Source organism: Streptomyces sp. NPDC036815, from assembly GCF_055609205.1.
Genome location: NZ_JBVJPW010000014.1, coordinates 113703 through 127368 on the forward strand (window position 1 = coordinate 113703; position 13666 = coordinate 127368).

Below are 13666 nucleotides of genomic sequence, written 5' to 3' on the forward strand. Positions count from 1 at the left end.
CCCCCGCACCGGCTACTCGTAGCTGATGTCCGAGGCCGTGAAACGGCAGTGGGTGCCGTCGGGGCCCGACCCCGTCTTCACCGGTTCGGCGCCGGTGTTGTTGCCGGTGAAGCGGTCGCACGTGGCGATGTTCTTGTCGCGGTCGCCGTGGACGCGGATGTCGCGCAGCGCTGCCGTGTCGCCGTAGTTGGTGTTGATGCCGACGATCGACTTGCCCGGCGCGGTGACGTCCACGTCGTTGACGATGACGGACCGCTTGTACTGCTTGGAGCAGTTGCCGCAGGAGCGCACCAGCTTGCCGAAGCCGGAGACCTGGAACTTGGTCACGACGAGTTTGCCCGCGCCGTTCAGCTGGAAGACCTTGTCGTCGGCCTTCCGCGCGCCGCCGCCGTGGACGGTGTACGTGGCCCCCGCCGACGTGCCCCTGAAGGTGGCCGCGTCCTCGCCGACGTCCTCCCACCACACGTTCTGCAGCGTGCAACTGCCCTGGCAGTGGATGCCGTCCGCGGCCGGGGAGCCGAGGACGACGTTCTTCAGGACGGCGCCGTCCGCCAGCTCGAAGAGGGGGTCCTGCCCCTCGTCCTGTCCGTCGCCGCCGAGGTCGCCGGTGCCGTAGAAGCGCTTGAGGCCGCCGTCGCGGGTGCCGGAGACCTCGATGGTCCTCGACACCGGCTGTTCGCCCCTCGCCTCGGGCCAGGCGGTGGCCGCGCCCGCGGGCGACAGCATGACGTTCGTGGCGATCCCCGCGCCCGTCAGGGCGAGTGCGGCGGTCAGCGCGCCGAGGGTCCTGCGCCCGGTCAGGCGCCGTCGGCGGCCCTTGCGCAGTGCAGCTCGTGGAGTCATGTGTCCCATTCCTCGTACGTGGGGGAGATCGTGTTCGCTCTCTGGTCTCCGCCGCTCCGCGAGGGGTTGCCGCCGCCGCGAGGATTTCCCCTCCGCCCGGGTCAGGCGAAGTCACCGCGCCAGGAGGTCCGTTCGCGCGACGTGGCGGCGCGGACCGCGCAGGTGTCGTCGCCCGCGTCCCGCTGCCCGGCCGGGTGGTTGTACTGCCCCGCGAAGACGTGCTCGCCGACCGGCACGGTCCGACCGGGCCTGAGCGTCCAGCGGTAGACGAGGAAACCGTCCCGCTCCGCCACCGAGACGTCGAAGTCCGCCGCGGGCAGCGAGCGCCAGTTGCCGGTGTCGGCGACCTCGCCGCTCCGTGCCACGCGCACCTCGACGGTGAGCTCGGTCAGCGGCTTCCTCGCCTTGACGGTGATGTCGCTCTGCGACCAGTACGTACTGGAGCCGGGGTCGATCGAGCCGTCCGCCCACAGGAGGCGGGCGGCGGGCACGCTGCCGCGCCGGTCGGCGGGCGACGCGGGGGCCTCCGGGGGCGTGGACCCCGGGTGTTTCGGACCGTTGTCGTCCGCCTGGCTCCGCGGTGGGTCCATCGGCTCCGAGCGGCGGGGCGGCCGGGGCGGGGGGCTCGGGCGGTGGGCCGGAGCCCTGCCGGTGCGGGCGGGGTCCGGCGTCGGCGCCGACGGCCGGGGGGTGGTGCTCGTCGCCACGGACTGCGGGGTCGTTCCCGCCTCCCGCAGCGCGGTCGCCACCCCGTACCCCGCCACCGCGAAGACCCCGGCCACGGCGGCGGTCGCGCTCACCACCCGCAGCCAGGAAGCACCCGTCTCCCGGCGGGTCCTGGTGCGGTGTTCGGGCGTCTCCCCCTCGGCCATGCCGCGTTCGACGCGGGCCCGCATCCGCTCCCGGTCGGGCCGGTGCGCCTGCGCCGCGCCGCGCAGCTTCCTGCGCACCTCGGTGTCGTCGTCCCTCATGTGCTTCCCCCCGTGTCCGCCGTGACCGCGCGCACCCGCTCGACGGCGGGGTGCGGGCCGAGGCGTCGTTGCAGCTCAGCCATTCCCTTCGACGTCTGGCTCTTCACCGTACCCACCGAGATCCCGAGGGCCTGTGCGGTGTCCTTCTCCGAGAGGTCGAAGGCGTGCCGCAGGACCACGCAGGCCCGTTTGCGGAAGGGCAGCGCGCGCAGCGCCTCCCGCGCGTCGACGACCGCCGGTACGTCGGGGCCCGCGACGTCCTCGTCGCGGCCCGACCAGAACAGCGTGACGCGGCGCCGCTCGCGCACGGCGCTGCGGATGCGGCTGCGCGCCATGTTCGCGACGACTCCCCTGGCGTACGCGGCGGGGTGGTCGGCGGCGCGCACCCGCTCCCAGCGGTGCCAGAGGGCGAGAAGGGCGTCGGCCGCCAGGTCGTCCGCGCCGTCGGCCTCGCCGGTCAACAGGTGGGCTAGGCGGGCGAGTTCGGCGTAGTGCCGCTCGAAGAAGGCGTGGAACTCGGCGGCCGCGTCCGCGTCCGCCTTCGCACCCGTCGCTCTAGCGGATCTCTCCGTCGGTGCGGACATCGGTCAGGGTCACCTCCCCCACCCCGTCGGCCGCGGTACGGCCGTCCACGGTCCGTACGCGGAAGGGGCGCCGGGAACCGGAGGCGAGGACCGTGAGCCCGGCGCCCCTGCGGGTCGCACGGAAGACGGCCGCGGGGCGCCCCTCGCGGTCGGGGACGGTGACTTCGGTGCGCTCGCGCGTGCCGCCCGGGGCGGCGAGGAGCGTCAGGCCGTCGAGCCAGTCGCCGTCGGGCCGCCGGTCGTCGGCGCCCAGCGGGAGCAGGGCGCCGGGGCGTACGTACAGCGGCAGGCTGTCGAATCCGTGGGTCTCGCGGCGCCAGCCGGGGCCCTGGACGCTCTCGCCGGTCAGGAGGTGGGTCCAGGTGCCGTCGGGGACGTAGAACTCGACGTCGCCCGCCTCGGTGAAGACCGGGGCGACGAGCAGGTCGGGGCCGAGCATGTACTGCCGGTCGAGCGTGCGGCAGGCCGGGTCGTCGGGGAACTCCAGGACCATCGGGCGCATCACGGGCACGCCCTCGTGGTGGGCCTCGGCGGCCGCGCCGTACAGATAGGGCATCAGGCGGTGCTTGAGGCGGGTGAACTTCCGTGCCACGTCGACCGCCTCCTCGCCGAAGGCCCAGGGCACCCGGGAGGAGACGTTGCCGTGCAGGCGGCTGTGCGAGGACAGCAGGCCGAAGGCGAGCCAGCGCTTGAAGACGGCCGGGTCCGGGGTGCCTTCGAAGCCGCCGATGTCGTGGCTCCAGAAGCCGAAGCCGCTCAGCGAGAGGGACAGGCCGCCGCGCAGCGACTCGGCCATGGCGGCCGGTGAGGCGAAGCAGTCGCCGCCCCAGTGGACGGGGAACTGCTGGCCGCCGACGGTCGCCGAGCGGGCGAAGAGGACCGCCTCGCCGGTGCCGCGCTCCTTCTCCAGGAGTTCGAAGACGGTGCTGTTGTAGAGCTGCGTGTAGTAGTTGTGCATGCGGTGCGGGTCCGAGCCGTCGTGCCAGACGACGTCCGTGGGGACGCGTTCGCCGAAGTCCGTCTTGAAGCAGTCCACGCCCAGGTCGAGCAGGCCGCGCAGCTTGGCCGCGTACCAGGCGCGGGCGCCGGGGTGGGTGAAGTCGACGAGCGCCATGCCGGGCTGCCACAGGTCCCACTGCCAGACGTCGCCGTTCGGGCGCCGGACGAGGTAGCCCTCGGCTGCCGCCTCGGCGAACAGCGGGGACTTCTGCGCGATGTAGGGGTTGATCCACACGCTGACCTTGAGGCCGCGCGCGCGGAGCCTGCCCAGCATGCCCGCCGGGTCGGGGAAGACGGCCGGGTCCCACCGGAAGTCGCTCCACTGGTGCTCGCGCATCCAGAAGCAGTCGAAGTGGAAGACGCTGAGCGGGATGCCGCGCTCCGCCATCCCTTCGACGAAACCGGTGACGGTCGACTCGTCGTACGGGGTGCAGAAGGAGGTGGTGAGCCAGAGCCCGAACGACCAGGCGGGCGGCAGGGCGGGCCGGCCGGTGAGCGCGGTGTAGCGGCGCAGGACGTCCTTCGGCGTGGGCCCTGCGACGACGTAGAACTCCAGGGTCTGGTCCTCGACGCTGAACTGCAGCTGCCCGACGGATTCGGAGCCGACCTCGTAGGAGACCTTGCCCGGGTGGTTCACGAGGACGCCGTAGCCGCGCGAGGAGAGGTGGAAGGGGATGTTCTTGTAGGCCTGTTCGCTGCTGGTGCCGCCGTCGGCCTGCCAGATGTCCACGCTCTGGCCGTTCTTGACGAACGGCGTGAAGCGCTCCCCGAGGCCGTAGATGAACTCACCTACACCCAGACTCAGTTGACCGATCATGTGGTGGGCGTCGTCGGGGGTGGTCGCGAAGGCGGTGCCCCGCCGCTCGACGGCGGTGAGGGTGTGCCCTTCGGCGTCCAGGAACGTGAGGCGCCAGGGCGCCGCGCTGTCCAGGCGGAGCGTGAGCGGGCCGGTGCTCAGTTCGGTGACGGTGCCCTCGCGGCGGAGCCGCGTCGCGGACGCGCCCTGTGCCGTCTCCGTGGCCAGCAGGGTGAAGTCGGGGCCGCGGTGCGCCTTTCCGGCGTGGTGGGTCGCCCGGACGCCGATCACCCCTTCGGCGGGCGAGAAGCAGTCGACGGTGATCAGGGGCGAGTTGAGCGTGTCACCCCGGTCGCGCACCTCCTTGACGGCCGCGTACGCGGTGAAGCCGCGGCCGTTCTCCCGCACTTCGCGTACGTCGGTCGCGTACGAGGCGTGCACCCCGTCACGCATCAGCCAGAATCCGTCGGTGAACCTCATGCCGTGCCCTCGCCCTCCCGGTCGGACGTGAAGGTGATCCGTGCGAGCCGCAGCGGCCCGCGCAGGCGCACGCGCAGATCGCGCACCCCGGTGGCGGCGAAGGCCGCGCCGTGGCGGGCGTAGGCGTACCTGCCGCCGGTCGGCGGGACCGTGACCGTGGCGGCGGCGCTTCCCGCGACGAGGTCGACGGCGCCCTCGCCCGCCGCCTCGACCGACACGGCGCTCACACCAACGCCGAAGTCACAGGCGTGGTAGAGGAGTTCACCCGCTTCCTCGGTGACCGCGCGCACGGCGTCGCCGGACGTCCTGGTGCGGTCGACGAGCTCGGTGCCGAGCTGCGTGTCGTAGCCGTTGGCCGCCAAGCCGTCCCGCCGCACCGGCCTGGCGGCGATCGGCGCACCGGCCACCTCGACCGCCGCGGTGAGCCGGATGTCCTCGCTGGAGGCCCCGGCCAGCAGCTCGTACGTGCCGGGCGGCACGGCCCAGCGGTCGTGCCGCACGTCCCAGAACGCGAGGTCGGTCAGCGGCACCTCGCACTCCAGGCGGTGCGCGGCGCCCGCCGCGAGGTGCACGCGCCGGTGCGCCACCAGTTGCCTGCGCGGCAGGGCGAGGCCCGCCGCGGCGCCCCGCGGAGCGCGTACGTAGAGCTGGGCCACCTCGTCCGCGGCGCGCGGCCCCGAGTTGGTGACGGTGAACGCGGCCCGGAGCCGCTCGCCGTCGCGGGCCACGACCAGGTCCCCATACCTGAAGGAGGAGTAGCCGAGCCCGTGCCCGAACGGGTAGAGCGGGGCGCGGTCCGCGTACAGGTAGGTCTGGCGCGAACCGATGACGTCGTAGTCGAGCAGGCCGGGCAGGTCGGAGTCGGCGGCGTACCAGGTCTGCGGGAGGCGCCCGGCCGGGGAGACGTCACCGGCGAGGACCCGGGCGAGCGCGGTGCCCGCGGCCTGCCCGCCGTGCGCGGTCCACAGCAGGGCGGGCAGCTCCGCGTGGGCGTCGGCGACCGCGTACGGGTACGACGAGGTCAGCACGAGCGCGGTGCGCGGATTGACGGCGCGGGCCGCGCGCCACAGCCGCTCCTGGTGGGGCGGCAGCGCGAGGGTGGTGCGGTCCTGGGTCTCGCGGCCGTTGATGTGCGGGTCGTTGCCCGCGACGACGACCACGGTCCCGGCGTCGGTGGCCACCCGGGCCACGGCGTCCGCACCGCGCTCCAGGACGTCGAGGGAGAAGAGGGCCGCGGGGTCGGGCGAGCCGGGGGTGGCCTCGCCCTCGGGGTCGGTGGAGGCGGTCGAGAGACCGGTGGAGGCGAGCGACGGACCGGAGGAGGTGGTCGACGGACCGGCAGGGGCGGTCAACGGGCCGGTGGAGGCGGTCGAGAGACCGGAGGAAGCGGTCGACGGACCGGCAGGCCCGCTCGCCGCACCGGCGAGGGCACCCGCGCAACCCCCCGGCACCCGCGCGGCCCCACCCGTACCCCCCGCCCCGAAGACTTCCCCCTCCGCGGCAACCTTCACCACCCCGGCGGCGACAGACACGTACCCACCCGTCCCCGTGTGCTCGATGAGGTAGCCGTCCCCGTGCTCGACCAGGCCGAACGTCTCCCGCACCACCCAGCCGCCCGGCTGCTCCGCCGACGCGCGCACCAGGCCGTCGTCGGCGACCGAGAGGTAGCGGCCGTCCGGCGCCCGCAGCGTCCACGCGCCGCCGCCCCAGTCGACGAGGGCGAACTCCGCGGCGTCGGCGGGGTCGTCGCAGACGGTCAGCGGGGGCAGGTCGGTACGGCCGGTGGCCAGCGCCGGGTCGAGGGGCTCGGCGGTACCGGAGACCCCGGCCGTCGTGACGCGCGGGGCGGCCGGCACCCGCAGCCAGCCCGCCGCACACCGCAGGCGCACCCGGTCCGCGCCCTCCGCGAAGGTCACGCGGGCGGCGCCGAAGCGGTCGCGGAGGCCGTCGAGGACGGTGCTGCGGCGGATCAGGGTGCCGCTGTACCAGTCGGTCTTGCACACGTCGGCGAGCAGTCCGACGACCGCGATCCGGGTGTCCTCGCGCAACGGCAGCAGCCCGTCGTCGTTCTTGAGCAGCACGACGGCCTGCTCGGCGGCCTCGCGGGCCAGCTCCTGGTGGGCGGGGGTGTCGATGCCGTGCGCGGTGGAGTCGCCGTACGGGCCGCCGTCCGGGTCGAACTCGCCGAGCCGCAGCCGCACGGACAGCTGGCGCCGGACCGCGGTGTCGATGTCCGACAAGGTCAACAGGGTTCGTCGCAGGGCGCGTTGGAGGCGGCCCACGGTGACCGTCGAGTCGGTGCCGTGGTCGGTGAAGCTGTCCACACCGGCGACCAGGGCGGCGGCGAGGGCCTCCTCGTGGGTGTCGAAGTACTTCTCGGAGTCGACGAGGTTGCTGGGGGCGCCCGCGTCGGAGCAGACGAGCAGGTCCTGGTCGGTCCAGCGGCGCAACTGCTCGCGCAGGTACGGCGACAGGTGGTTGGGGCGGCCGTTGACGAGGTTGTAGGCGGGCATCACGCCCGCGACGGCGCCCGCTTCCACGGCGGCGCGGAAGGCGCGCAGGTCGTACTCGTGCAGGACGCGCGGGCGCACGGAGGAGTTCGACGTGTCGCGGTGCGTCTCGTTGTTGTGGGCGAGCCAGTGCTTGAGGACGGGGGCGGTGCGCCACCGGGTGGGATGGTCACCGCGCAGGCCGCGCGTCATGGCGACGGCGAGGGCCGAGGTGAGGTGGGGGTCCTCCGCGTAGCCCTCCTCGTTCCTGCCCCACAGCGGGTGGCGCAGGAGATTGACGGTGGGCGCCCAGAGGTTCAGGCCGACGCGGTCGTCGCGGGCGTGCATGGCCCTGACCTCGGTGCCGATGGCCTCGCCGACCCGCCGGACGAGGTCGTCGTGCCAGGTCGCGCCGAGCCCGACGGCCTGCGGGAAGACGGTCGCGGGCCCACTCCACGCGACGCCGTGCAGGGCTTCCTGCCCGGTGCGGAACGCGGCGACGCCGAGCCTGTCGACCGCTGGCGCGAACTGGTGCAGCAGCGCGAGGCGTTCGTCCACCGTGAGGCGCGCGAGGAGGTCGGCCACCCGCTCGTCCGCGGGCAGACCGGGGTCACGGAACGGGAGCTGGGTCTCGGCCACGTGGGGGGTCCCCTCGGCAGGAGGCGGGCAGATCGGACGGCGGGACGGGGCGCGCGGAGGCGAGAGCGGCGGACAAGGCGGGCTTCGAAGCGCTTCGATGCTGGGGTGTTGATGGCGTTCATGTCAAGGCATCGCGTGAGACTGGCGCGTTCGACCACCCGTCACGCCACATCTGGCCAACACCGCGTGCACGTCCAGCTTTTCACGCCCACAGGCTTGTTACGGCCCGGCACGTCACCTACTCTCGCTCCGCATCGAAGCGCTTCGATCAGGAGGCGAAGACGCACTCTCGCCCGTGCTCCGGAAGCCGACCGGCGGTCACCGCCGTGTGTCCTGGCGCGCCACGAAGGGTTGACGCAATGACACCGAACTCCCCCTCCCCCAGCCCCGGTCCGGCCGGATCCGGCCCGACCCGCAGGGGCTTCCTCGCCTCGTCGTCGGGGCTCGCCGCGCTGGCCCTGACGGGCGCCGCCCCGCTGCTCACCGCCTGCGGTGGCGGCGGTTCGAAGACCGAGGGCACCACGACGGGGCAGAAGCTCAAGGACCTGCTTCCCGCGTACGTGGCGTCGGACCTCGCCACGCCGGACATTCCCGCGAAGAACGGCTCCGCGGCCGGCTTCACCAAGGCCCTGCCCGCGGCCGAGCTGAAGGTGTCGGTGCCCGAACGGCTGGGCAGGGGCGGCCGGTTCACCGTCATGGCGCCCCTCTGGGGGAACGTGCCCAAGGAGGGAAATCCGTACTGGACCGCGATGGACAGGGCCGCGGGCGTCCACGTCACGTGGCAGAACCAGCAGGGCGACACGTACGGCCAGAAGCTGGGCGCGGTCCTCGCCTCGAGCCACGTCCCGGACGCCGTGGTGGTGCCCGGCTGGGAGCTGACCGGCAGGATACCGAGCGCCATCGCCCACAAGTTCGCGGACCTCGGCCCCTACCTGAGCGGCGACAAGGTCAAGCAGTACCCGAACCTGGCCGCGATCCCGACCGGCGCCTGGCGGCGTTCCGTCTTCGGCGGCAGACTGCGCGGCCTGCCGATGCCCGCCCCCACCACCCCGAACATCGCCCCCTTCCACCGCACCGACCTCTTCGCACGGGAGGGACTGCGGGCGCCCACCAGCACCCAGGAGTTCTACGACCTGTGCAAACAGCTGAACGCCCCGAGGAGCAAGGTGTGGGCATGCGGCGACATGAGCTGGGCCGCGTACGCCGTCTTCGGTGTGCTGCCGGAGAAGCCGTACTACTGGAAGCTCGTCGACGGCAGGCTCGTCAACCGCTGCGAGACCGACGAGTACCTCGAAGCCCTGGAGTGGTCGCGCAAGCTCTACTCGGCGGGCTTCGTCCACCCCGACGCGAAGGCCGAGACCGGCAACATCGGTGACCTGTGCGCCGCGGGCGAGGTGTGGATGTACTGCCACGACCTCTCCGACTGGTACGGCAAGGCCGCGGTGCAGCGGGTGGACGACAAGAGGTTCCGCATGGAGGCCTTCGACTACTTCGCCCCCGACGGCGGCGCCCCCACGCTGTACGCGCGTCCGCCCGCCGACATCTGGACGTTCGTCAGCGACAAGGCCGACGAGGAAACCGTCCGCGACATCCTCGCCCTCGCCGACTTCACCGCCGCGCCCTACGGCTCGAAGGAGCAGCGGCTGCGCATGTACGGCGTCGAGGGCGTCCACCACACCTTCGAGGACGGAGTGCTCACCAAGACGGGGCGGGGCAACGACGAGGTCTTCTCGACGTACGAGTACCTCGCGTCGCCCGCGCCCTTCGTCGCCCATCCCGACCTGCCGGACGTCACCCGCGGCATGGTCGCATGGCAGCAGCGGCAGGGCGCCCACACCCGCAAGCCCCTCTTCCACGGCATGATGATCATCGAGCCGGCCCGGTACGCCGAGCTCGACGCCGAGTTCGAGGACCTGGAGAAGGACGTCGTGCGCGGCCGCAGGAAGGTCTCCGACGTGCGGCGGGCCGCCGCGGACTGGAAGGCGGGCGGCGGCGACGAGCTGCGGGACTGGTACAAGAAGCTCCTCGACGCGTCCGGGGCCGCCGGCGACCCGGCGTCCTGACATGGCGCACGGAACCGCCGGAGCGCGCCCGGCCGCCCCCGGCGGACCCGCGCCCGCCCCCACCGCGCCCCGGCCCTCTCCGGCGCGGCCCCCCGCGGCGCGCGTGCCCCTGCGCCACCGGCTGCGGCGCGACCGCGTCCTGCTCCTGATGGTGCTGCCCGCGCTGCTGCTGCTCCTCGCCTTCCACTACGTCCCGCTGATCGGCAACGTCGTCGCCTTCCAGGACTACGACCCCTATGTCGCGGACAACGCGTTCCGGGCGATGTCCCAGAGCCCCTGGATCGGCTTCGAGCACTTCCGGCACATGGCCGAGGACCAGCTGTTCCGGCAGGCGGTCAGGAACACCCTGGCGATCTTCGCGGTCCAGCTGACGCTGTTCTTCCCGGTGCCGATCGCGCTCGCGCTGTTCGTCCACAGCTTCGTGCGCCCGCGCGTACGGGCCGTCGCCCAGGCGATCCTCTACCTGCCGCACTTCTTCTCCTGGGTCCTGGTCATCACCGTCTTCCAGCAGATGTTCGGCGGGGCGGGCCTGGTCGCCCAGGTCCTCCGGGACCACGGTCACGAGGGCTTCGACCTGATGACCGACCCGGGCCTGTTCAAGTTCCTGGTCACCTTCGAGATGATCTGGAAGGACGCGGGCTGGGGCGTCATCGTCTTCCTCGCCGCGCTCGCCGCGGTCAGCCCCGACCTCTACGAGGCGGCCGCCATGGACGGCGCCGACCGCCTGCGCCGCATGTGGCACATCCAGCTCCCCGCACTGCGTCCGGTCGTCGCCCTGCTCCTGGTCCTCCAGGTCGGCAACGCGCTCACGGTCGGCTTCGAGCAGATCCTCCTGCAGCGCGCCGCGGTGGGCCCCACCGCGTCCGAGGTCCTTGACACCTACGTCTGGAACACCGGCTTCGACAACGGCAACTTCGGCTACGGCGCCGCGATCGGCATCGTGAAGGGCGTCTTCGGCCTCGTGCTGGTCCTCGGCGCCAACAAGGCGGCCCATCTCATGGGCGAGCAGGGGGTGTACAGGCGGTGAGTGCCCGGAACGTACGGAACTTCGGCATCGCGCCGGGCAGCAGGACCGGTCTGCGCCCGGCGTGGGAGGAGCCGCCGACCCGGGCCGGCCTCGCCGTCAAGGGGGTCACCCTGGCGCTCGTCTGCCTGGCCGTGCTCTTCCCCGTCTGGGTGGTGGTCGTCACCAGCCTCTCCTCGGTGCGGACGATCACCGAGACGGGCGGCCTCGTGGTGATCCCCCGCGGCGTCACGTTCATCCACTACCAGGAGCTGCTCGGCGGCGGCCAGGTGACGCGGGCCGCGCTGGTCAGCACGGGCGTCACGGTGGCCGGAACGCTGTTCAGCATGGTGGTGTCGGTGCTGTGCGCGTACGGGCTCTCGCGCCCCGGGTCCGTGCTGCACCGCCCGCTCCTGCTCCTGATCGTCGCCACCATGTTCTTCGGCGCCGGTCTGATCCCCACGTATCTGGTGGTGCAGGGCCTCGGGCTCACCGACACCTATCTCTCGCTGATCCTGCCGAGCGCCCTGAACGTCTTCAACATCCTCGTCCTGCGCGCGTTCTTCATGGGCACGGCACAGGAGCTGATCGAGAGTGCCCGCATCGACGGCGCCGGTGACCTGCGCATCCTGTGGCGGATCGTCCTGCCGCTGTCGCGCGCGGTCCTCGCGGTGATCACCCTGTTCTACGCGGTGGGCTACTGGAGTGCCTGGTTCAACGCGTCGATCTACCTCAGCGACCCGGAGATGCTGCCGCTGCAGAACGTGCTGCAGCAGCTGGTCCTCAAGCAGCAGAAGCCGACCGGCCTCAGCCAGGCGATCAGCACGGGTCATCTGTCCCCGCTCGCCGTCCAGATGGCCGTGATGGTGCTCGCGCTGATCCCCGTGGCCGTCCTCTCGCCGTTCGTCCAACGGCACTTCAAGCAGGGCATGCTCACCGGCGCGGTCAAGGGCTGACGACACCGACATCCGCGCCCTCACCCCGAGTTCGCGGTGCCCCCCCCCACCTCTGGAGAGAGACCATGCGACGAAACCGCCACCGCACCACCCTGACCCGGCTGATCCTCGCCCCCGCCCTGGCCGCGGGCGTTGCGTGCGGCCTGACCGCGGCACCCGCCCGGGCCGCCGTCTGGAACTCCTGCGACCAGTGGGGCAACACCACGCTCGACGGCTACACCCTCTACAACAACATCTGGGGTTCGGGAGCGGGCAGCCAGTGCATCGCCGCCGACTCCGGCACCCGGTGGAGCGTGCGCGCCGACCACCCGAACACCAGCGGCATCAAGTCCTACCCCAACTCCAAGAAGGTGGTGGGCAAGCGGATCGACGCGCTCTCGTCCCTGACGAGCTCGTACGACGTCACCGTGCCGAGGGCGGGCGACTACAACTCCTCGTACGACATCTGGGACACCGACTACGACTACGAGATCATGCTCTGGGTCAACCGCCACGGGAACGTCGGCGCCCTCGGCTCGTACCAGGGCGACGCCACGCTCGGCGGCCACACCTGGGCGGTCTACAAGGGGAACAACGGCGCCAACGAGGTGTTCTCGTTCCTGCGCACGGCGAACTCCTCCGCGGGGAGCGTGGACATCCTGCCCATCCTCAAGTGGATCAAGAACACCAAGCACTGGATGGGCGACGAGACCATCGGCGACGTGCAGTTCGGATACGAGATCAGCGGATCGGCCGGCGGCCTCGACTTCAGGACCAACTCCCTGCGGGTCTCCGGGCGCTGAGAGCCGTGGGCACGGGTGCGGGTCAGCCGGGAGCCTGCCCCGTGCTGGCCCGCACCGTCAGTTCCGGGGCGATCAGTTCGACCTCGTCCGCGCCGCGCCCCGCCAGCTTGGCGACGACCCGCTCCACGGCCCTGCGCCCCATCTCCTCGGCGGGGATGGCGACGGAGGTGAGCCGTACGGACGCCTGCAGGGCGACCTGGTCCGGGCAGACCGCGATCACCGACACGTCCTCGGGGACGGCCCGGCCCCGCTGGCGCAGGAGCCCGAGCAGCGGCTCGACGGCCGACTCGTTCTGGACGACGAAGCCCGTGGTGCCGGGGCGCTCGTCGAAGACCCGGGCGAGCGTGGCGGACGTCGGCCCGTACCCCGCGTCGCAGGGCCGGTGCAGCAACCGCACGCCCAACTCCCGTGCCCGCCAGCGCAGTCCGACGAGGGTGCGCTCGGCGAAGCCGGTGTGCCGTTCGTAGACGGCCGGGGCCTCGCCGATGACGGCGACGTCGCGGTGGCCGAGATCGGCGAGGTGGTCGACGCAGAGCGCGCCCGTCGCCTCGAAGTCGAGGTCCACGCAGCTCAGTCCGGCCGGGTCGGCGGGCAGGCCGATCAGCACGGCGGGCTGCGTGGTCTCGCGCAGGAGCGGCAGCCGCTCGTCGGTCAGCTCGACGTCCATCAGGATCATGGCGTCGGCGAGCCCGCTGCCGGTGACCCGGCGCACGGCCGCGGGGCCCTCGTCGCCGGTCAGGAGCAGCACGTCGTACCCGTGGGCGCGGGCCGTGGTGGCGACGGCCACGGCGATCTCCATCATCACGGGCACGTACATGTCGGTGCGCAGCGGCATCATCAGGGCGATGACGTTGGATCTGCTGCTGGCCAGGGCGCGGGCGCCCGCGTTCGGGTGGTAGCCGAGCTGATGGATGCTGCGCTCGACGCGCTCGCGGGTGCCGGTGGAGATGGACCGCTTGCCGCTGAGGACGTAACTCACCGTGCTGGCCGAGACTCCGGCGTGCCTGGCGACCTCGGCGAGGGTGACCATGCGGCTCTCCTGGGGTGGGCGACGGGACGGT

Annotated in this window: 10 protein-coding genes; 4 read left to right on the top strand and 6 right to left on the bottom strand. The window is 72.5% G+C overall.

What is annotated here, in order from left to right; translation table 11 throughout:
- Nucleotides 1-12: 12 nt before the first annotated feature.
- From ACZ69I_RS26230 to ACZ69I_RS26250, 5 genes are all read right to left on the bottom strand, one after another.
- Complete coding sequence (locus ACZ69I_RS26230) at nt 13-843, bottom strand: pectate lyase (RefSeq protein WP_470835003.1); 831 nt, start codon at nt 841-843, stop codon at nt 13-15.
- 101 nt (nt 844-944) lie between these two features.
- The gene (locus ACZ69I_RS26235; RefSeq protein ID WP_470835004.1) at nt 945-1814 is read right to left on the bottom strand and encodes a hypothetical protein; all 870 of its coding nucleotides are present in this window, start codon (nt 1812-1814) and stop codon (nt 945-947) included.
- Entirely contained in the window at nt 1811-2398 is a 588-nt protein-coding gene (locus ACZ69I_RS26240) for a SigE family RNA polymerase sigma factor (RefSeq protein WP_470835005.1), read from the bottom strand. Before ACZ69I_RS26240 ends, ACZ69I_RS26235 begins: the two co-directional genes overlap by 4 nt.
- The gene (gene yicI, locus ACZ69I_RS26245; RefSeq protein ID WP_470835007.1) at nt 2370-4673 is read right to left on the bottom strand and encodes an alpha-xylosidase; all 2304 of its coding nucleotides are present in this window, start codon (nt 4671-4673) and stop codon (nt 2370-2372) included. Before yicI ends, ACZ69I_RS26240 begins: the two co-directional genes overlap by 29 nt.
- Nucleotides 4670-7801 (bottom strand): glycoside hydrolase family 3 C-terminal domain-containing protein, encoded by a 3132-nt coding sequence (locus tag ACZ69I_RS26250; RefSeq protein ID WP_470835009.1) that lies wholly within the window; start codon nt 7799-7801, stop codon nt 4670-4672. The genes yicI and ACZ69I_RS26250 overlap by 4 nt, the downstream gene beginning before the upstream one ends.
- Before the next feature lie 359 nt (nt 7802-8160).
- Here ACZ69I_RS26250 and ACZ69I_RS26255 point away from each other — a divergent pair, with 359 nt between their 5' ends.
- From ACZ69I_RS26255 to ACZ69I_RS26270, 4 genes are all read left to right on the top strand, one after another.
- On the top strand, nt 8161-9864 hold the full coding sequence (locus ACZ69I_RS26255; RefSeq protein ID WP_470835011.1) for an extracellular solute-binding protein: 1704 nt from the start codon (nt 8161-8163) through the stop codon (nt 9862-9864).
- Between the two features lies 1 nt (nt 9865).
- A complete protein-coding gene (locus ACZ69I_RS26260) occupies nt 9866-10891 on the top strand; it encodes an ABC transporter permease (RefSeq protein ID WP_470835013.1) in 1026 nt (341 codons plus the stop codon).
- On the top strand, nt 10888-11823 hold the full coding sequence (locus ACZ69I_RS26265) for a carbohydrate ABC transporter permease (protein ID WP_470835015.1): 936 nt from the start codon (nt 10888-10890) through the stop codon (nt 11821-11823). The genes ACZ69I_RS26260 and ACZ69I_RS26265 overlap by 4 nt, the downstream gene beginning before the upstream one ends.
- A gap of 65 nt (nt 11824-11888) precedes the next feature.
- Entirely contained in the window at nt 11889-12605 is a 717-nt protein-coding gene (locus ACZ69I_RS26270) for a glycoside hydrolase family 12 protein (protein WP_470835017.1), read from the top strand.
- Between the two features lie 22 nt (nt 12606-12627).
- Here the strand turns inward: ACZ69I_RS26270 and ACZ69I_RS26275 are convergent, their stop codons facing one another.
- Nucleotides 12628-13635, bottom strand: a complete 1008-nt coding sequence (locus ACZ69I_RS26275; protein WP_467673748.1) for a LacI family DNA-binding transcriptional regulator — start codon at nt 13633-13635, stop codon at nt 12628-12630.
- Between the last annotated feature and the right edge of the window lie 31 nt (nt 13636-13666).

Coding starts and splice junctions, on each gene's coding strand:
- ACZ69I_RS26270 (WP_470835017.1), top strand. CDS start 11,889: ATGCGACGAAACCGCCACCGCACCACCCTGACCCGGCTGATCCTCGCC.
- ACZ69I_RS26255 (WP_470835011.1), top strand. CDS start 8,161: ATGACACCGAACTCCCCCTCCCCCAGCCCCGGTCCGGCCGGATCCGGC.
- ACZ69I_RS26260 (WP_470835013.1), top strand. CDS start 9,866: ATGGCGCACGGAACCGCCGGAGCGCGCCCGGCCGCCCCCGGCGGACCC.
- ACZ69I_RS26240 (WP_470835005.1), bottom strand. CDS start 2,398: ATGTCCGCACCGACGGAGAGATCCGCTAGAGCGACGGGTGCGAAGGCG.
- ACZ69I_RS26235 (WP_470835004.1), bottom strand. CDS start 1,814: ATGAGGGACGACGACACCGAGGTGCGCAGGAAGCTGCGCGGCGCGGCG.
- ACZ69I_RS26275 (WP_467673748.1), bottom strand. CDS start 13,635: ATGGTCACCCTCGCCGAGGTCGCCAGGCACGCCGGAGTCTCGGCCAGC.
- yicI (WP_470835007.1), bottom strand. CDS start 4,673: ATGAGGTTCACCGACGGATTCTGGCTGATGCGTGACGGGGTGCACGCC.
- ACZ69I_RS26230 (WP_470835003.1), bottom strand. CDS start 843: ATGACTCCACGAGCTGCACTGCGCAAGGGCCGCCGACGGCGCCTGACC.